This window comes from Maribacter sp. 4G9, from assembly GCF_002742265.1.
GTDB lineage: Bacteria > Bacteroidota > Bacteroidia > Flavobacteriales > Flavobacteriaceae > Maribacter.
Map to the genome: position 1 here is coordinate 1 of NZ_MDGL01000053.1, position 18,911 is coordinate 18,911.

17 protein-coding genes and 1 pseudogene are annotated in these 18,911 nt (G+C 40.9%); 7 read left to right on the plus strand and 11 right to left on the minus strand.

Annotated features, from left to right (window positions below):
• Nucleotides 1–126 (plus strand): annotated as a pseudogene (locus tag BFP75_RS07280) (IS1595 family transposase); the annotation flags it as partial.
• Nucleotides 127–261: 135 nt separating this feature from the next.
• Here BFP75_RS07280 and BFP75_RS07285 read toward each other — a convergent pair.
• The 9 genes from BFP75_RS07285 to BFP75_RS07325 all read right to left on the minus strand — a co-directional run bounded on the left by BFP75_RS07285 (nt 262) and on the right by BFP75_RS07325 (nt 8,411).
• A complete protein-coding gene (locus BFP75_RS07285; RefSeq protein ID WP_240531724.1) occupies nt 262–840 on the minus strand; it encodes a type 1 periplasmic binding fold superfamily protein in 579 nt (192 codons plus the stop codon).
• A 15-nt stretch (nt 841–855) separates the two neighbouring features.
• Nucleotides 856–3,249 (minus strand): TonB-dependent receptor, encoded by a 2,394-nt coding sequence (locus BFP75_RS07290; RefSeq protein ID WP_099544586.1) that lies wholly within the window; start codon nt 3,247–3,249, stop codon nt 856–858.
• Between the two features lie 61 nt (nt 3,250–3,310).
• Nucleotides 3,311–3,613: a hypothetical protein gene (locus BFP75_RS07295; protein WP_099544587.1), complete on the minus strand. Its 303-nt coding sequence runs from the start codon at nt 3,611–3,613 to the stop codon at nt 3,311–3,313.
• A gap of 53 nt (nt 3,614–3,666) precedes the next feature.
• On the minus strand, nt 3,667–3,987 hold the full coding sequence (locus BFP75_RS07300) for a DUF6787 family protein (protein ID WP_099544588.1): 321 nt from the start codon (nt 3,985–3,987) through the stop codon (nt 3,667–3,669).
• 30 nt (nt 3,988–4,017) lie between these two features.
• A complete protein-coding gene (locus BFP75_RS07305; protein WP_099544589.1) occupies nt 4,018–4,485 on the minus strand; it encodes a DUF6146 family protein in 468 nt (155 codons plus the stop codon).
• Between the two features lie 70 nt (nt 4,486–4,555).
• Entirely contained in the window at nt 4,556–5,188 is a 633-nt protein-coding gene (locus tag BFP75_RS07310; protein WP_099544590.1) for a DUF937 domain-containing protein, read from the minus strand.
• 67 nt (nt 5,189–5,255) lie between these two features.
• Nucleotides 5,256–6,206, minus strand: a complete 951-nt coding sequence (locus BFP75_RS07315) for a D-2-hydroxyacid dehydrogenase (protein ID WP_099544591.1) — start codon at nt 6,204–6,206, stop codon at nt 5,256–5,258.
• Between the two features lie 4 nt (nt 6,207–6,210).
• Entirely contained in the window at nt 6,211–7,275 is a 1,065-nt protein-coding gene (serC, locus tag BFP75_RS07320; RefSeq protein ID WP_099544592.1) for a 3-phosphoserine/phosphohydroxythreonine transaminase, read from the minus strand.
• Between the two features lie 62 nt (nt 7,276–7,337).
• Nucleotides 7,338–8,411 carry an acyl-CoA reductase gene (locus BFP75_RS07325; RefSeq protein WP_099544645.1) on the minus strand — a complete coding sequence of 358 codons (1,074 nt, stop codon included), beginning with the start codon at nt 8,409–8,411 and terminating at the stop codon, nt 7,338–7,340.
• Nucleotides 8,412–8,540: 129 nt separating this feature from the next.
• On the opposite strand from BFP75_RS07325, the gene BFP75_RS07330 reads away from it, so the two are divergent.
• From BFP75_RS07330 to BFP75_RS07355, 6 genes are all read left to right on the plus strand, one after another.
• On the plus strand, nt 8,541–8,894 hold the full coding sequence (locus BFP75_RS07330) for a 4Fe-4S dicluster domain-containing protein (RefSeq protein ID WP_099544593.1): 354 nt from the start codon (nt 8,541–8,543) through the stop codon (nt 8,892–8,894).
• Between the two features lie 224 nt (nt 8,895–9,118).
• Nucleotides 9,119–10,213 carry a redox-regulated ATPase YchF gene (gene ychF / locus BFP75_RS07335; RefSeq protein WP_099544594.1) on the plus strand — a complete coding sequence of 365 codons (1,095 nt, stop codon included), beginning with the start codon at nt 9,119–9,121 and terminating at the stop codon, nt 10,211–10,213.
• A 290-nt stretch (nt 10,214–10,503) separates the two neighbouring features.
• Complete coding sequence (locus BFP75_RS07340; protein ID WP_099544595.1) at nt 10,504–12,366, plus strand: DNA topoisomerase IV subunit B; 1,863 nt, start codon at nt 10,504–10,506, stop codon at nt 12,364–12,366.
• A 23-nt stretch (nt 12,367–12,389) separates the two neighbouring features.
• On the plus strand, nt 12,390–15,074 hold the full coding sequence (locus BFP75_RS07345; protein WP_099544596.1) for a DNA gyrase/topoisomerase IV subunit A: 2,685 nt from the start codon (nt 12,390–12,392) through the stop codon (nt 15,072–15,074).
• Between the two features lie 12 nt (nt 15,075–15,086).
• Nucleotides 15,087–15,521, plus strand: a complete 435-nt coding sequence (gene mscL, locus BFP75_RS07350) for a large-conductance mechanosensitive channel protein MscL (RefSeq protein ID WP_099544597.1) — start codon at nt 15,087–15,089, stop codon at nt 15,519–15,521.
• A gap of 96 nt (nt 15,522–15,617) precedes the next feature.
• Nucleotides 15,618–16,574 carry a sterol desaturase family protein gene (locus BFP75_RS07355; RefSeq protein ID WP_099544598.1) on the plus strand — a complete coding sequence of 319 codons (957 nt, stop codon included), beginning with the start codon at nt 15,618–15,620 and terminating at the stop codon, nt 16,572–16,574.
• 15 nt (nt 16,575–16,589) lie between these two features.
• Here BFP75_RS07355 and BFP75_RS07360 read toward each other — a convergent pair whose 3' ends face one another.
• Together BFP75_RS07360 and BFP75_RS07365 are read right to left on the minus strand one after the other, a co-directional pair.
• A complete protein-coding gene (locus tag BFP75_RS07360) occupies nt 16,590–18,056 on the minus strand; it encodes a Gfo/Idh/MocA family protein (protein ID WP_099544599.1) in 1,467 nt (488 codons plus the stop codon).
• 320 nt (nt 18,057–18,376) lie between these two features.
• Nucleotides 18,377–18,754, minus strand: a complete 378-nt coding sequence (locus tag BFP75_RS07365; protein WP_099544600.1) for a hypothetical protein — start codon at nt 18,752–18,754, stop codon at nt 18,377–18,379.
• Nucleotides 18,755–18,911 lie beyond the last annotated feature (157 nt).

Here is an 18,911-nt window from a genome sequence, read left to right on the forward strand (position 1 = left end):
CAGGACTATCTCGACGAATATTGCTACAGGTTCAACCGCAGCTTCATGAAGGAGGGCATATTCGACAACCTGATGCTCAGGATGGTAAATACCCCGCCATGCTATATCAAAAATATTAGTGGTTAAATGCCTAAGTCAATCAATTATTTAAAGGTCTAAACGAAAAAAGTCTTTCCATTGAATAGGAAAGACTTTTTTACAACTTGAACAATTTTAGAAGTACTTGTATTATATAAAACCCCGAAGAACTAAATGGGTGATTTATTCCACCGTTAAATTAAAGGTTTGGGCAATATCGGTTTCTCCGCCAGCATCGGCCAATGTTCCATCGTTTGGCTTTTTGAGCTCATGGCGTAAAGTGATTTGTAAAGTACCATTTCCAGCATCGCCCGTGCTCAAGGTAAAACTCAATCCAACGGGGTTGCCGTTACCATCCAAATCTTCATAATCTACACCCGTAATTGCACCTGTGGCCGTAAAAAAGAATTGATGTTCCTCATCTTCTTCTTCTATTTCTTCGGTAATATCCTCCGTAGGAGTTTCGGTTTCGTTCAAAAGCTCCAGGCTACCATTATAGGTTGTATTGGCAATTAGGTTGCCAGAAACAGTTATAACTGGCGCATTAGGACCGTCCCCGTCCAAATCTTGGGATTGCAATGTAATTGTACTTCCCGCGCCGCTCAAGGTCACGTTCATGGTGGTTATCACCTCTTCCTCATCAATTGGTGGTGGGTTGTCATCGTCATTGTCACAGGACACAAGGCCAAATGCAACGAAGCAAAGTAAGAGAATCGATTTGATAGCGTTGTTGTTTTGCGTTTTAGATTTAATTGTATTCATAGTCATTTGTTTTTATTAATAATTATAGATTATTCTTAGATTTATGTTTCTCCCCATGTCATCAACAAAATATCGCAACCTGTTCAAATAATCCCTGTAGGAAGTATTTAATAGGTTGGTTGCACCAAGACCTACGGTTAAATCCTTATCGTTATTAAGCGAGAAGGATGTTTCCGCGTTAAAGGCAAGTAGATGATAGGCCGGTGGTGGTGTATTGATGTCCAAAAGAACATCTTGTTGTTGTTCTGGAGAGAAGACGGTAATGTTTGGGGGAAATCTTTTTTGCTCAAATACGAACTGACTTTCCATGCCAAACGTAAAATTGTTCCACGAAGGAATTTTAAATTCAATACTATTGTTCAAGTTTGCCGCCGGAATATTTATCAAAGGAATATCGGTTTCCGTATCGGTACCGCGAACCCAAGAAAATTTATGTTCCGTGCGTATATTATTGTTCCAATTTTTAAAAATCGATGCGTCTATACCAATAAATGAAGCATTCGTCTGTCTGTATGACCAAACAGGAAATGCGCCCCTAATGGTAAATTCTGCACCGGTCGGCTCCAAGATGATGAAATCGTTAATGCTGTTTACATACGGTGCCAGGGTATATCCCCATTCCAAGGAATTCCTTTCCAACGAAATCGAAATCTTTGACGATTTTTCACTCTGTATGCGTAAATCGCCCAATTCAATTCTTGCCGCTGAATGGTGGAGTCCGTCACTGAACAGTTCAGATGGATTGGGTGACCTTTGGGAATAGGCATAGTTCACCCTTAATAAGTTTTCGCCATCCATTTCAAAATTAAGGCCAGTACTACCGGAAAAATTGTGAAAATTGAATATTGGATTCGTAAGGAGTTGGGTTCCCAAATCCTCTATTACAATTTCTCCGAAATCCTGGTCATAGCCTCTTTCCTCCCATCTAGAGTTGCGGTAAAACTTTTTGGCGTTTATCCTATTGAAATCATAGCGTAAACCTCCATCTATGGTCCAAGAATCATTTAGGTGGTACTCGGCAATTCCATAAGCGCCCAAATCATACTTATCGTAATCTGGAATGAGTCGTCTAACGCCTGTATCGGGATTAGCAAAGTTGTTTTGATACCTTCCCAAAACTCCTACCTTTAGGTCAAAGCCCTCCTTTGCATCGAACTTGAGGTCCGTTAAAACGGAATGGGTAGTCAGTTGTAGATCCAAGGATGCCTTATCCGCATCGTCACCAACCCGAATATCATATTCGAACCTACGGTTTTTCTGAAAATCATATTGTACGTTCCACTTTCCAAATCCTTCTATTCTCCTATAGTAATTCAGTTTTGCAAGATGGTGGGAAACCTCTTGATTGGGCCTGGCAATATCATAGGTGAAGTCGTTAATGACATTTGGACGTTCATTATTGATGGATTGGATCAGGTCATCCACATTGCCAATATGAGAAGCCCTAAGAATTCCAATTTCGGTATCGAAAAAGGAATAATAGGCCTCCCAACCTTGCTCAAAATCCCTTTTGCCAACATTGAAAGAAACACCCATTTGACGTATTCCCGTATTGGACAATACATAATCCGGTGCTTCCAAATCACCCAAAAGCTTATAGGATCCTTGCGCTTTAATAAAAAGCCCGGAGTTATAGGATTTGGTGAGCGTGCTGGTTATATTTCCGCCACGGCCATTTGAAAAGAGGCTCATTTGTGTCTTTCCAAAAAGCGTATCTTTTCTTACAATGGGCAAAGGATCTAAAACAATCACACCTCCAACGGCATCACCACCATATTTGAGGGCCGCGGCACCTTTGATGACACTTATCCCCTGATTGGCATTAATATCCACATTGGGCGCATGCTCATCTCCCCACTCCATGTCCTGCATACGTACGTTGTTGTTGAGTATCAAAATTCTACTGCCGTTCAACCCTTGTATCACAGGTTTTACAATGTTGCCCCCTGTATTCAAGGTAGATACTCCTGCAATTTTCTTCAAGGCATCTCCAAGGCTGTTGCCACTGCTCCGCTCAATATCTTTCAAGGATAATTGTTCCTCCTGACCGGAATTCGTGTTTTTTGGAGTATTCCCTACAACCTTTACCTCTTTTAATTCTTCAAGATGATGTTCTAAAAGAATTTTTTCAAACGTATCCCCGTTGATGGAAATAAGCACGAATTTCGTGGTACACGAAGGATGTGAGACCTCCAATTCTAAAACACCATTACAAAGGTTTCTAAAACTGAACTTACCATCCTCCTTGGAAAGTGTAGTTCTATCCATACCCGATATAGAAATGGTAGCCCCGTCCAAAGGGCGATTATCATGGAAATCGTAGACCTCTCCCACCAAAATGGAATTACAATCCTGGGCATTTACGCTGATGCCCATAAGTACAATAAGTAGTATTAAAGAATACTTCATTAAGTTATGTTTACGCTAACGGATATCGATATATCTATACACCGATTTAAAGAGACATATATTAGCGTAACTTTGGGGGAGGCCTCCCAAAATGTGAATAAAGTAGTTTTTGAGAAGGCCGAAGTATTGGGGTCTCCTTTATAATCTTATTGTTGACAAGAATCAGCACAATTGGTGCCAGAATCAATACCGAAACGACCCTGAAATCAATTTTCTGATTTTGAAAGGAAAAGTAACAGGTTTCACAATTCTCTATAGTATCCGTACCGTCTTGATGCGTGTAGATATGAAAGGAACTCACCTTAAAGAGCATTAAGGTGAATAATATAAAAGCTGAGAGATATGTGAATATCTTTCTTTTCATAGATGCAAAACTAGCAAATGCATTAGCATTATTTGTTAAATAAAACTTAACTATTAATTATTGAAGAAAAAGCCCAACCCCATTCTTTTGAGCATCTTTTTTTCAAAGGCCCAGAAGAATTTAAATTGGCCAAACAACCATCCATATACTACCAAAAGCACTTGGTAAAATGGGAATATCAGAAAAATACGTAACGTCCAATATACTAGGGCACTCCACCAAGTTTCCTGGAAGTTTTCCTTTTGTAGACCTATCAATTCCAGAAACGGTTTGGCAACATATACAGAAGAAGAACCAGTAATAGCAAATACTATGAATATAATCATGAGCTGAAAATTATTCCGTATGCCCCAGCGTTCCTTAAGTCTTTGCATTTTTATCGATTTTCGATACAAAGATAGAACCTATATTCTAGGTAAAAAAGGACCCAGTCTTTGATTGTACTTGCGCTGGAAGTAAATGAAGTAATTATACAGTTTATAATTCACTTCATAACCGTAATCAATTTCCCTTTCATAATTGATTTGCAACTCGTATAAATTTGGATTGAATTGTCCAGGCTGTAGAACTCTCCTGTTCCACTCCATGACCATAAGAATATTCCTGTTTTCCAAAAAGGATTGGGAATAATAGCCTTCCGGTCGTGCTATGGAATTGAGCCAAGTATAGAAACCTGGGTCAATGATAATGATTTCATATTCGGTTTCCTCATTGGCTATTCTAACGGTGTCGCCCTCGGTTGCCTCAAAGGCATTCTTTTCTTGGTCGGAAATGGAGAGAGCCTCCTTGGATCCTCCACAATGCACAAGAAATAGGCAAAGCCCAAAAATTCCTATAATTTTTATTGATGTTTTTAAAATTTTCATTTTCATCTTGTTTAAGATACAAAAAAAGCCGTTTGAACATTCAAACGGCCTCCGTTAAATATGGTTTAAAAAGAGCTTACTTGCCAAAAAGACCTCCTAAAAGACCCCCAAGTCCACCCTTCTTCTTATTACTTCCCATGACCATTCCTGCAACGTCGTCCAAAATGCTTCCGTCACCATCGGCATCCAACAATGTAGTGATCAAACTTTGGTTTTGTTGAGGCTGTCCTCCCAACATACTTCCCAAAAGGGCATTCATCCCGTTTGAATCGTTTACCCTGTTTTGAGAAGTTTCCCTTCCCAAATAGCCCATAACTATGGGTGCGGCGATCTTGAGTATTTGACTGACCGTTCCAGCATCCAATCCGGATTTTTGACTCAAGGCATTTTCTACCTGTGGTTGCTTGCCTCCAAAAACATGGCCAAGAATTCCCGCACCGTCATTTATTACGGAGTCATCCACGCCACCTTGGAACAATCCTCCCAGGTTATTCAAAATGCTACCATCATGTTTGTTGCTCAAGGCACTCATCAATCCCTCGGCACCTTGTGGATTCTTTACGTTCTTTTTCATTGCTCCCAAAATAAGGGGCATGGCCATACTCAACACATCTGCTGTTTTACTTTCCGGTTGATTGGTCTGTCCCGCTACTCCGCTAATTACTTGTTTCCCAATAGGGCTATTTAATAAATCTAATAATCCTGCCATTTTTATAGTTAATTTAATGTTTGGTTTGTAATGTACAAAAAGAGTTCAAAAAAGTTGCAATAAAGCACTATTTAAAATAAGAAATAATCTGCTCGGCAAGCTCTATTCCAATTCTATCCTGAGCTTCGTTCGTGGCACCACCAATGTGTGGGGTCAATGATATTTTCGGGTGCATCAAGATCCTGATTTCCGGTCTGGGTTCAGATTCGTAAACGTCCATTCCCGCAAATGAAACCTTATTGCTTTCCAAGGCATCTACCAAGGCAACTTCATCGATTACACCGCCTCTAGCGGCATTAATGATGCCCACTCCGTCCTTCATAAGGTCAAATTCTTTTTTGCCCAAGACGTATTTTTTTTGCGCAGGTACGTGAACGGTAATAAAGTCAGATGCTTTTAACAGTTCTTCCTTTTCTGTCCTCAAAAGATTGAAAGTGACCGATTGTCCATCAAAAAAGGACAAAGTCAACGAAACTTCATCCAATACCGGGTCGAAGAACAGTACCTTCATGCCGGCTCCTAAGGCCAACTTGGCAACTGCTTGGCCAATTCTGCCAAATCCAATGATACCCAATGTCTTGCCAGAAAGTTCCTTGCCGTTCCCGTATGATTTCTTTAGCTGTTTGAATTTGCTATCGCCCTCCAAGGGCATGTTTCTATTGGCATCATACAAAAACCGAACGCCACCGTACAAATGGGCGAACACCAATTCCGCCACTGACTTGGAAGAGGCTGCCGGGGTATTGATTACATGAATTCCTTTCTGCTGGGCATAGGCCACATCAATATTGTCCATACCAACCCCACCTCTGCCAATGAGCTTCAAATTGGGACAAGCGTCAATTAGGTCTTTATCAACTTTGGTGGCACTTCGAACCAAAAGCCCTTGAACATTGTTACTGGTAATGAAATTACCAAGCTGATTCTGAGCGACAGTGGTTGTCATAACCTTAAATCCGTTTTTTTCAAGAAGAGAAATACCTTTTGCAGATATCCCATCGTTCGCCAATATTTTCATTGTTTTATGCTTTCCGTTCCATTTCGCTCATTACATCCACCAAAACACCAACACTTTCCAAGGATAGGGCATTATACATGCTCGCCCTATACCCGCCTACCGAACGGTGTCCATTAAGGCCATTGATTCCGGCCTCTTTCAACATAGCTTCAAAAGTTTCCTTAAGGCCTTCCTCCGTTAGGTTGAAAGTGGCATTCATGATAGAACGGTCGTTTTTATTGGCATATCCCTCAAAAACCGGGTTCAAGTCGATTTCAGAATAAAGCAACTGGGCCTTTTTCTCATTTATTTCCTCAATGGCTGCGATACCGCCAAGATTTTTCAGCCATTCCAAGGTTAACATGGAGGTATATACGGCAAAAACAGGGGGAGTGTTGTACATGCTTTCTTTGTCAATATGTACTTGATAATTCAACATGGAAGGTATTTTTCTGGATACCTTGCCCAATATTTCCTCTTTGACAACAACCAAGGTCGTTCCGGCAGGACCCATATTCTTTTGTGCCCCGGCATAAATCAAATCGAATTTTGAGAAGTCGAGGACACGTGAGAAAATATCAGAACACATATCGCAGACCAACGGAGCATCGGTCGTAGGGAATTTTTTAAACTGTGTTCCGAAGATCGTATTGTTGGACGTAAGATGTAAATAATCCAATCCGGAGGGAACGGCATAGCCCTTTGGAATGTAATTGAAATTTTCGTCCTTGGAAGAACCTACTTCCACCACTTCCCCAAAGAGTTTGGCCTCCTTTATGGCCTTATCGCTCCAGGTACCAGTATTCAAGTAACCGGCCTTTGTTTCCAAAAGATTATAGGCTACCATTAAGAACTCCATACTGGCCCCGCCCTGTAAAAATAGGGCATGATACCCTTTGCCTTCTAGATTCAATAATTCCAATACCAAGGAACGTACCCGTTCCATCACGGCCACAAAATCCTTACTTCGATGGGAGATTTCTATTAAAGATAGGCCAGATCCATTAAAATCCATAACGGCCTCAGAGGCCTTTAAAAGTACTTCCCTAGGAAGAACACAAGGTCCGGCACTAAAATTATGTTTTTGCATTTTTTTAATTTGATTAAGGGGTTAAAGGTCAGAAATTTCTATTGATTATGGATACACAAAAATCAATTATTAAGGGATGTTTTTAACAGGAATTCAACAGTATCAACACCATCTGCGTAGTCCCAAAGCGCTGGTTGTTGAGAATTGCCAAAAGCAATATGATCCGGGTTTGAATCAGATGAAACGATGCACTGAATTTCATCGATATTTTGATCCAACCTGTGTTCAAGGGACTCCTTGGATTCATAATATTCAAAGAAAAGGGAGGCAATAGGGGAGGCAAAACCCGTATCCTCCTTCAACAGTAGGAAACCATTGTCCAAAAACTTGAATTCGCTCATCAAATAGACGGCCTTGTTGTAATCGTAGTTATTGGCGTATTTGTTCTCCTGTATGATATCCTTAAACGTGTATATGGCCTTATAGAGTAGGTCAAAATCATATCCCTTGGGAACCATAATTTTGGACACACTTCTGCATCCTAGACCGTAATATCTAAAGATATCTTCGCCTAAAAGTGCAAGTTCTTCCTTTGTTTCGCCACCATGGATGATAGCCACGGAATTTCTGTTTTTTCGAATAATATTTGGCTTTTTACCAAAGTAATATTCGAAATAGCGAGCGGTATTGTTACTTCCCGTGGCAATAACCGCGTCAAAATTCGTTAATTTTTCATCGGAAAAATTTATGTGTCCTAAAAGTAAAGGTTCTAGCCATATTAGATATTCGGCGAAAAAGGGTAACAACACTTTATCATTACTGGATAATTTTACAAGCGCCTTGTTTCCCGTTGCCAGGACCGATAAAAAATCGTGGAACCCGACCAAAGGAATATTTCCTGCCATAATAATGGCTACGGTCATTGGGTTCGTTTTTTTAATTTTGTAACGGTCCAACCAGGTTTTTAAATTATCGGTTTTCAACGCATGCGACCATTGTTCAAAGGCAAACAATATATTTTCTTGGGTAAACCAACCATTTTGACTTGAAGCCCTATTGACAACTTGGTCCAGTTTTCCATACCAACCCATTTGATCATCCTCAAAATTTTGGTTTCCTTTGGTAAAATGACAATAATCACCCAAAAATTCTCCGAGTTTAACAAAAGCTTTTATAGTTTCTGGTTGTTCTGCCATTATATTTGTATACAAGTTTACTAGGGTTTACTTTTGTGCAAAAGTAAGATTCTGAATTGAAAAAGAGCCGAATGTTGGTACCCAAAGGGGTTATTAATTTTCGTCTCGGTATAAAATAAAAATAGAATTATGGCAATTATAATAACTGATGAATGTATAAATTGTGGGGCCTGCGAACCAGAATGTCCCAATACCGCCATTTATGAAGGTGCTGATGAATGGCGATATGGTGATGGCACTTCCCTCAAAGGGGAAGTGGTTTTGCCAAATGGCAAGGCGGTGAACGCAGAGTATGCCCAAGAACCCATAAGTGACGAGGTCTATTACATTGCCCCGGACAAGTGTACGGAATGTATGGGCTTCCATGAAGAGCCACAATGTGCCGCCGTTTGTCCCGTGGATTGCTGCGTACCCGATGAAGACCATGTGGAATCAGAGGAGACCCTGCTGGCCAAACAGGCCTTTATGCATCCGGAAGAGTAGACGGAAAAAATTTTGAATTACAAATGATTTTCAATTGATTCACCCGAACGTTGTTCGGGTTTTTTATTTAATAGAAATAATAACGGAGTAAAAGTTATCTTTGCGCCCGAAAAAAATATTTAAATTCCAAATCCCAAAATTCAAAAACCGCTCTTGAACCTCAAAAACGTTGTTTTTGACACATTTAACTAAAACCTAGCATCTAAAATTTAACATCTGAAAGAATGAAAGCAGGAATTGTAGGATTGCCCAATGTGGGAAAATCGACCCTTTTTAATTGCTTGTCCAATGCCAAGGCACAAAGTGCCAATTTTCCATTTTGTACCATAGAGCCCAATATTGGTGTGGTGAACGTACCGGATGCACGACTTGAAAAACTTGAGGAGCTGGTAAAGCCGGAGCGTGTGCTACCTGCAACCGTTGAAATTGTAGATATTGCCGGATTGGTCAAAGGGGCGAGTAAGGGTGAAGGTCTTGGGAACCAGTTTTTGGGAAATATCCGTGAAACCGATGCTATATTACACGTCCTAAGGTGTTTCGACAATGACAACATCGTCCATGTGGATGGAAGCGTCAATCCTATTCGGGATAAGGAAACCATAGATATGGAGCTTCAATTGAAGGATTTGGAAACCGTGGACAAAAAGTTGGACAAGGTAAAAAGAGCTGCCAAAACAGGAAATAAGGAAGCGCAAAAGGAGGAGGCGGTTTTGATGGCAATAAAAAACGGTTTGGAATCCGGGGTTTCCATAAGGGCTATTGAGATTTCCAAGGAAGATCGGGCGGAATTTGTAAAACCGCTTCAGTTCATTACTGATAAACCGGTCATGTATGTTTGTAATGTCGATGAAGAATCGGCAACTTCTGGTAATGCCTACGTGGAAAAAGTTAAGGAAGCCGTTGCCAATGAGAATGCCGAAGTGATTTTTCTGGCCGTAGGTACAGAGGCCGATATCACGGAATTGGAAACCTATGAGGAACGACAGATGTTTTTGGAAGACCTTGGTTTGGAAGAGCCAGGGTCGGCCAAGTTGATCCGTGGTGCATACCGACTCCTAAATCTTGAAACCTACTTTACGGCAGGGGTCAAAGAGGTACGGGCATGGACCATTCCCGTAGGTGCTACGGCACCTCAAGCCGCAGGTGTTATCCATACCGATTTTGAAAAAGGTTTCATTCGTGCAGAAGTAATAGCCTATGACGACTATGTGAAATTTGGCAGTGAGGCCAAAGTCAAGGAAGCAGGTAAAATGCGTGTGGAAGGCAAGGAGTATATTGTGAAGGATGGTGATGTCATGCACTTCAGATTCAATGTGTAAAGCCCCCTAGCCCCCAAAGGGGGAGTCTTGTTTTTGCTTACATATAGCCTTATTGATTGGTCTATCAATAGCAAGGTCTCAATTTGCACAATATACACCGGCTTTTAGGATAAAAAATTGTATTGTGATCATGTTGAAAACATGGGCGTAATAGTTCCCCCTTTGGGGGATAGGGGGGCTAATATATCAACAATACAGGGCGTTCTATTGTTAATTACTTTACTGGTATTGGGTTTTATCTTTGTGGGAGTCATGCTATCTTTAGCAGCACTTTCATAAATTTTAGTTAAATGTCCCAAGAATCTCAATATACCGAAGATAACATACGCTCGCTCGATTGGAAGGAACACATCCGATTACGGCCTGGTATGTACATCGGGAAATTGGGTGACGGTTCCTCTGCAGACGACGGTATCTATATTTTGCTAAAGGAAGTCATCGATAACTGTATCGACGAATTCGTAATGGGTGCCGGGAAGACCATTGAAATTACCATAAAGGACAAAACCGTTAAGGTGCGGGATTACGGACGGGGCATCCCTCTTGGAAAAGTGGTGGACGTCGTCTCCAAAATGAACACCGGCGGTAAATACGATAGTCGGGCATTTAAAAAATCCGTAGGTCTTAACGGAGTAGGTACCAAGGCTGTCAACGCCCTTTCCAGTTTTTTTGAGGTCCAGTCTTCTAGGGACAATCTTTTGAAAACCGCCCAATTTAGTTTAGGGAATTTGGAAAAGGAGGAAGGACCGGAGGATACTTCAAAAAGAAAGGGCACCAAAGTTACCTTTGTTCCGGACGAGAGCATTTTTAAAAATTACAAGTACCGTAACGAGTATGTGGAACGTATGCTCAAAAATTACGTGTATCTGAACCCGGGATTGACCATCGTTTTTAATGGGGAGAAATTTCATTCTGATAATGGCTTAAAGGACTTATTGGAAGACAACAACAACATGGATGATATGTTGTATCCCGTCATCCATCTAAAGGGCGATGATATAGAAGTGGCCATTACACATAGCAAGACCCAATACAGTGAAGAATACCATTCTTTTGTAAACGGTCAACATACCACACAGGGTGGTACCCATCAAGCGGCCTTTAGGGAAGCCATCGTGAAGACGATACGGGATTTTTATGGAAAAAATTACGACCCGTCCGATATTCGAAAATCCATCATATCCGCCATTTCCATAAAGGTAATGGAACCCGTCTTTGAAAGTCAGACCAAGACAAAATTGGGTTCTACGGAAATGGGTGGCGACTTTCCAACGGTGAGAACCTATATAAATGATTTTTTAGGTACGCAACTGGATAACTATTTACATAAGAATCCTGAAACCGCAGATAAACTTCAGCGAAAGATCATCATGGCGGAAAAAGAGCGAAAGGAACTTTCCGGCATACGAAAATTGGCAAGGGACCGAGCTAAAAAGGCCAGTCTCCACAATAAAAAATTGAGGGACTGTAGGGTGCATTTGGGCGATATGAAAAATGAACGAAGGTTGGAAAGCACCCTATTTATTACAGAGGGTGATTCGGCATCCGGTTCCATTACGAAATCCAGGGATGTCAATACACAGGCCGTATTCAGTCTTCGTGGGAAGCCGCTCAATTCCTACGGAATGTCTAAGAAAATAGTGTATGAAAATGAGGAATTCAATTTGCTGCAGGCGGCCTTGAACATTGAAGAGTCCATGGAAGACCTTCGGTATAACAATATAGTTATTGCTACCGATGCGGATGTGGACGGGATGCATATTCGTTTATTGCTCATTACCTTTTTTCTGCAGTTCTTTCCAGAATTGATCAAGGAAAACCACCTATATATATTACAGACCCCATTGTTCAGGGTGCGCAATAAAAAGGAAACCATTTATTGTTACAGTGATGAGGAGCGAAAGGCGGCTATCCAAAAGCTATCCGGTAAACCGGAAATAACGCGGTTTAAGGGATTGGGGGAGATTTCTCCTGGTGAGTTCCAACATTTTATTGGGGACGACATTCGTCTGGAGCCTGTAATGCTGGACAAAGCCATGTCCATTGAGGAATTGTTGAACTTTTATATGGGTAAGAACACACCGGACAGACAGGAATTTATCATAGAAAATTTGAAAGTAGAGATTGACCTGATCGATGAAAATCAAAAATAAACTTGAAATACGATTGCTTCTGAATGGAAGAAAATGAAGAATTGAACGAAGGACAGAACGATAATCTATCGGATGGTCAAGAAACAAATAAAGACGAATCATCCGAAGCCTTGACAAGGGTTACCGGTATGTACAAGGATTGGTTTCTGGACTACGCTTCCTATGTTATTTTAGAACGTGCCGTACCCGCCATTGAGGATGGATTCAAACCCGTTCAAAGGCGCATCATGCATTCGCTTAAGGAATTGGATGATGGACGGTACAATAAGGTTGCCAATGTAGTGGGCCATACCATGCAGTATCACCCGCATGGGGACGCCAGTATTGCGGATGCCATGGTGCAATTGGGCCAAAAGGACCTATTGATAGATACCCAGGGAAACTGGGGAAATATACATACTGGAGATAGTGCGGCCGCATCCCGATACATTGAGGCCAGATTGTCCAAATTTGCGCTCGAAGTAGTATACAGCCCAAAGATTACGGAGTGGCAATTAAGTTATGACGGACGGAAAAAGGAACCGGTTAACCTGCCCGTAAAATTCCCGTTGTTATTGGCACAGGGTGCGGAAGGTATCGCCGTAGGCCTTTCGACCAAAATCCTGCCCCATAATTTCAACGAACTGATCGATGCCTCCATAAAACATCTGAAAGGAAAGCGGTTTACACTCTTCCCTGATTTTCCTACTGCGGGTATTATAGATGTAAGCAATTACAATGACGGTTTAAGAGGAGGTAAGATCAGGGTTAGGGCAAGAATATCGCAATTGGACAAAAACACCTTGGTCATCAATGAAATACCATATGGAACCAATACTTCTTCCTTGATTGATTCCATTCTTAAGGCAAATGACAAGGGTAAAATCAAGATCAAGAAAATTGAGGACAATACGGCCGCGGAAGTCGAAATATTGGTGCATTTGCCCTCAGGAATATCACCGGACAAAACGATAGACGCACTGTATGCCTTTACTGCTTGCGAATCCTCAATTTCCCCGTTGGGTTGTATCATTGAAGACAATAAGCCATTATTTATAGGGGTAACGGAAATGCTACGGCGTTCAACGGATGCCACGGTTGAATTGTTGAAGCAAGAGTTGGAAATTCAACTTTCCGAACTTGAAGAGCAATGGCACTTCGCATCCTTGGAACGAATATTTATAGAAAATCGGATTTATCGGGATATTGAGGAAGAGGAAACGTGGGAAGGTGTCATCGCAGCTATTGACAAGGGCTTAAAGCCATACACCACACATTTAAGAAGAGCGGTGACCGAAGAGGATATCGTACGCCTGACAGAAATTAGAATAAAGCGCATTTCCAAATTCGATTTGGAAAAGGCCCAACAGTATCTGGAGAGTCTCGAGGATAAAATTGCCCAAGTAAAGCACCACTTGGAACATTTGGTGGAGTATGCCATCGATTATTTTAAGAACTTGAAGACCACCTACGGAAAGGACAAGGAAAGAAAATCTGAGATTCGCATTTTCGATGATATTGAGGCCACAAAAGTAGTCATTAGAAACACAAAGTTGTATGTGAACAGGGAGGAAGGCTTTGTGGGAACTTCCCTAAAGCGGGATGAGTATGTAACGGACTGTAGCGATATTGACGATATCATAGTTTTCACCAAGGACGGTTCCATGCAGGTAACAAAGGTGGATGCCAAGACATTTGTGGGTAAAAACATTATCCACGTAGCCGTTTTTAAGAAAAGGGACAAGCGTACCATTTACAACATGATTTACAAGGACGGTAAGGGTGGAGCTTCTTACATAAAGCGATTCAACGTAACGTCCATGACCCGGGATAAAAGCTATGATTTGACCGCGGGAACCCCAAACTCACAAGTACTATATTTTTCGGCCAATCCAAATGGAGAAGCAGAAGTTGTTACCATTAATCTGCGGCAAGCCGGAAGTATTAAAAAACTAAAATGGGATGTGGATTTTGCCGATGTTCTTATAAAAGGCCGAAGCTCCAAAGGGAATATCGTTACCAAATATTCCGTGAAGCGTATAGAGCTTAAGGAAAAGGGTGTCTCCACCTTAAAGCCCAGAAAGATTTGGTTTGATGATGTGGTCAGAAGACTGAACGTAGACGGTAGGGGAGAGTTGATCGGGGAATTTAAGGGAGACGATTTGCTGTTGATCATCACACAAAAGGGTGTGGCGAAAACCATTCAGCCCGTACTTACCTCGCATTTTGACGAGAATATGATCGTTCTGGAAAAGTACAATCCCAAAAAACCAATTTCGGCCATTTATTGGGAAGGTGAAAAGGAACGTTTTTACGTGAAAAGATTTTTGATCGAAAACGAAAATAAGGAGGAGACTTTCATTACGGAACATCCAAAATCCTATTTGGAAATAATCTCAACGGATTGGTTGCCCGTGGTAGAAATTGAATTCCCAAAACCCAGAGGTAAAGACCCAAGGGAAAACCTTAGGGTGGAACTTGAGGATTTTATTGCCGTAAAGGGAATTAAGGCCATGGGGAATCAATTGACTTCTGAAAAGGTCAAGAACATCAACCTGTTGGAGCCGCTTCCTTTTGAGGAGAAAGAACCTGAAGACGCGGAAGAAATAGAAGTTGTGGATGAGGAGAATATTTCTTCGGAAATGGAAGGAAAGCAAGGGAATGGTACCACTAGTCAAAATGAACCCTTGGATAATGATGGAGAAGAAGGACAGATTACCCTGTTTTAAAATTGAAAGGAAATGAAAAGTCTTTTTAAGGAGTTCAAAAATTTTGCGGTAAAGGGCAACATGATCGATATGGCCATCGGTATAATTATCGGTTCTGCCTTCAATGAAGTGGTGAATATCCTGGTAAAAAAAGTTATTATGCCACCCTTATCCCTAATGACCGATGACGTAAATCTTCGAAACAAAAAATGGATTCTAAGGGAGGGCAATGAAAATATGGAAGAAGTCGCAATAGGATATGGTGAGTTTTTAGAGGTAATCATCGACTTTGGCATTATCGCCTTCACCATTTTTATGATGCTCAAATTTATAAATAAGTTTAAGGAAAAATCAGAAGATCCAGCCAATGCTGAAGTCGCTACCCCAAAAAACATTGAGCTTTTGTCCAATTTGGAAAGTCTCATGAAGGAGCAGAATGCCATTTTAAGAAATCAGCAACAACGTTAATTTTTTGATTTATTTATAGTTTAATAGAAATGAATTATTCTATTTACGTATCATAAGAACCTTTTCTAATTATATTTGGCGAAATCATAATAATAAATGGATTTAACGAACCCCCTGATTTACGGTGTACCCTGTTTTATAGCTTTTATCTTATTGGAATTAACATACAGTCATACCCATGGAGATAAGGAACTTTACGTCTGGAAGGACTTAATGGCCAGTGGGGCCATGGGAATTGGATCGGCTATATTGGGGCCCTTGATCAAGGTTACGGTATTGATCGTAGTCTTTAATTTCACCTATGAATTGTTTAATCCCATGGTCGATGGTGTTAGGATGAACATCATGGGATATAAGTCCTTTGGCTATGAGTGGTATATTTTTCTCCTTTGCCAGCTCGCCGATGATTTTACCTATTATTGGTTCCACAGGGCAAACCATGAAATTAGGATTCTTTGGGCCGCGCATATAGTGCACCATTCATCGGACCATTTTAATTTAGGGACGGCTATCAGAAATGGGTGGTTTACCCTATTATATAAGCCCTTTTTCTATATGTGGATGCCCGCTGTAGGTTTTCCCGTGGAAGTAGTAATATTCTGCCTGGCCATAGAATCGTTTTGGCAATTCCAGTTACATAGTAAGTATGTGCCTAAAATGGGTTGGATAGAAAAGATTTTCAATACGCATACGATGCACCAGGTGCACCACTCACAGAACGTGGAATACTTGGACAAAAACCATGGTGGTTTTTTGAACATTTTTGACAAAATGTTTGGCACATGGAAGGAACTCGATGATGATATTGATGTGAAATTTGGGGTTATTCATGCTCCAAATTCCTATAATCCGCTAGTTATACTAACCCATGAGTTCAAGGATATTTGGAACGATGTAAAAAAATCAGACAAGTGGTCCCATAAATTCATGTATATTTTTGGACCTCCGGGTTGGAGCCATGATGGCAGTACGATGACCGTAAAACAACAACAACGGCTATTTGAAGCGCAAAGGAACGCCAACCCGGAGGTGGTCTTTAATAGACCTAATTAATTCCAAAAATACAGATTATACTTCCCAACCTGCCCTGTAGGTTCTGCCTACAAACTGATTGGCCTCTTCTAAATTGGTGATGCGCATGTTTTCGCCATCCCATAATAATTTCTTGCGTGCGAAAAAGTCCATTTGGCCTTGTTCATTTTCTTTGCGGAGCATATAGCTGCGTATGGCCAGATTGCCCATAAGCACGGTTTCGGTCATAGGACCGGCATAATCGAAGGAAGAGGTAAGGGCCAAGTGCTCCTCACTTCCAAATCCGGCTTTGCAGGCGTCCACCCATTTGCGTTGGTGTCCATATTCCGGTTCTAGACTTTCCTCAACTTCAGGGCCAAATTCCGTTGTACCATCGTTCAGATACAATTTTGGCATCAATGGGGAACTATCATTGATATTGGTTGATATGATTCCTTTTTCTCCAATAATAAGTACCCCATTGGCACTGTTCTTTCCACCTATATCGTCATTGGCGGGAATGATATCTGGATGTGCCGGTCTGATACCGCCGTCGCTCCATGTCATTTCAATGGGTGATTTTGTTTTCTCGGTTGCATCGAAATTTAGCGTAATAAACGAAGATGGGGGGCATCCTTCTGGATAATAGTCCGGTGTCCACATTTGCGTATATACGGAACCCACACTACATTCTGCGGCCGTTGGATATTTTAGGTTCAAGGTTCTAAACGGTATATCTACCAAGTGACAACCTACATCTCCGAGCGCTCCGGTTCCAAAATCCCACCAGCCTCTCCAATTGAAGGGGTGCAAATTGGGAACATAAGGTCGTTCCTCGGCAGGTCCCAACCAAAGGTCCCAATTCAAGTCTTTTGGTTTTAGGCTGGCATTGGCCTTTGGCATTTGAATACCTTGGGGCCACACAGGTCTGTTCGTCCAAATTTGAACTTTACTGATGGCACCTATTTTATCATCGTCGATCCATTTTTGGACCATTCCCAATAACGGATTGGAACCTCCCTGGTTTCCCATTTGGCTTACAATTTTATTATCACGTGCCATTTGGGTTAGTTTTCTGGCTTCTTTGATATTATGGGTCATAGGTTTTTGCACATACACATGGATACCTCTTTCCATGGCATATTTTGCGGCTGGACCATGCACGTGGTCTGGTGTTGATATAGTTACGGCATCAATATTTTTTTTCTTGTCCAACATCTCCCTGAAATCATCAAAAAGTTTTGCCTTTGGAAAGGACTCCACGGCCTTGGAAGCGGATCCCTTAAAATCGACATCACAGAGTGCTACCACACGTTCCCTGCCATTGACGGAAGCATTGGTGATATCACTAAACCCTTTACCGCCAGAGCCAATGGCCGCTAGGTTCAGTTGGTCACTAGGTGAAATAAAACCAGGACCTCCTAGAACGTTTCTAGGAACAATGAAAATAGAGGAGGCCATTGCACTTTTCTTCACAAAGTCCCTCCGGCTGATTGATTGCTTTTTTTTGTTTGATTTTTTCATCTTGATTAAATACGTGTTTTCGTTTTGTTAGTTACCTATTCCTCAAGGTACTAATTAATTTTGGTGTGAAACCATCAAAATTCCTTTCTATTGATAATAGTACTTAAAATTCAAGAATTTTAATTTCTTTAAATTCGGATTATGCAGTTACGAACGAATTTTACAAATGCCCAGGTGAAGAAGTGAAGATGTGAAGTATTGAAAAAGTGAATTACTAAAGAAGTGTAATGGGGAAATAGTTATAGGTTTACATACAATATTGAATGTACCTGTTTTTGGATCACAAATTGATATGTGTATTTAAGATTGTACTTAATTATTTATTGAACCCTATAAGCAGTACCAATTTTTACAACATTCTTTCTATTTGGGTCTTTAACCGCATTTTTGTATTCAAAGGTGTACGAGGTATCCGTTGTCCCTATAATTTTATAGTGAATGCCTACTTTGCTTTTTAAATCCTGTAAGACAAACTCACAATCATTGAGCCAACGAATGGAAGCACTGTCGATCTTATTGTCATAATAATCTATACTGTAATTATCCCCTCGTACAAAACGTCCTTGTTTAAGGGAATCCCCTATGCTATAATTGAAAAGAAATTCGCCGGTCTTATACGCTTGACAATCCCTATTGGGGCTGTAACAAGATATCAGGGAAATTAATGGAAATACAACAAAAAACATTTTTTTCAACATGGTTGCAATTTAAATAAAATTGGCGTTTCCCAATTCTTGGAAAACCAGTAAGACTGCCAAAACTTTTGTTAAAGTTTGTATGGCTTTTATTGGGACCTCTTGTTATTGTATCCCATAACTAAACTTGTTTTATGTCTATTGTCTACTTTTGGGTTTT

Excerpts from the sequence above, each read along its gene's own strand:
- BFP75_RS07310 (WP_099544590.1), bottom strand. The coding sequence starts at position 5,188 with ATGGCAGGATTATTAGATTTATTAAATAGCCCTATTGGGAAACAAGTA.
- BFP75_RS07340 (WP_099544595.1), top strand. The coding sequence starts at position 10,504 with ATGTCCCAAGAATCTCAATATACCGAAGATAACATACGCTCGCTCGAT.
- BFP75_RS07315 (WP_099544591.1), bottom strand. The coding sequence starts at position 6,206 with ATGAAAATATTGGCGAACGATGGGATATCTGCAAAAGGTATTTCTCTT.
- BFP75_RS07345 (WP_099544596.1), top strand. The coding sequence starts at position 12,390 with ATGGAAGAAAATGAAGAATTGAACGAAGGACAGAACGATAATCTATCG.
- BFP75_RS07325 (WP_099544645.1), bottom strand. The coding sequence starts at position 8,411 with ATGGCAGAACAACCAGAAACTATAAAAGCTTTTGTTAAACTCGGAGAA.
- BFP75_RS07305 (WP_099544589.1), bottom strand. The coding sequence starts at position 4,485 with ATGAAAATGAAAATTTTAAAAACATCAATAAAAATTATAGGAATTTTT.
- BFP75_RS07360 (WP_099544599.1), bottom strand. The coding sequence starts at position 18,056 with ATGAAAAAATCAAACAAAAAAAAGCAATCAATCAGCCGGAGGGACTTT.
- BFP75_RS07295 (WP_099544587.1), bottom strand. The coding sequence starts at position 3,613 with ATGAAAAGAAAGATATTCACATATCTCTCAGCTTTTATATTATTCACC.
- mscL (WP_099544597.1), top strand. The coding sequence starts at position 15,087 with ATGAAAAGTCTTTTTAAGGAGTTCAAAAATTTTGCGGTAAAGGGCAAC.
- BFP75_RS07365 (WP_099544600.1), bottom strand. The coding sequence starts at position 18,754 with ATGTTGAAAAAAATGTTTTTTGTTGTATTTCCATTAATTTCCCTGATA.
- BFP75_RS07285 (WP_240531724.1), bottom strand. The coding sequence starts at position 840 with ATGAATACAATTAAATCTAAAACGCAAAACAACAACGCTATCAAATCG.
- BFP75_RS07290 (WP_099544586.1), bottom strand. The coding sequence starts at position 3,249 with ATGAAGTATTCTTTAATACTACTTATTGTACTTATGGGCATCAGCGTA.
- serC (WP_099544592.1), bottom strand. The coding sequence starts at position 7,275 with ATGCAAAAACATAATTTTAGTGCCGGACCTTGTGTTCTTCCTAGGGAA.
- ychF (WP_099544594.1), top strand. The coding sequence starts at position 9,119 with ATGAAAGCAGGAATTGTAGGATTGCCCAATGTGGGAAAATCGACCCTT.
- BFP75_RS07330 (WP_099544593.1), top strand. The coding sequence starts at position 8,541 with ATGGCAATTATAATAACTGATGAATGTATAAATTGTGGGGCCTGCGAA.
- BFP75_RS07300 (WP_099544588.1), bottom strand. The coding sequence starts at position 3,987 with ATGCAAAGACTTAAGGAACGCTGGGGCATACGGAATAATTTTCAGCTC.
- BFP75_RS07355 (WP_099544598.1), top strand. The coding sequence starts at position 15,618 with ATGGATTTAACGAACCCCCTGATTTACGGTGTACCCTGTTTTATAGCT.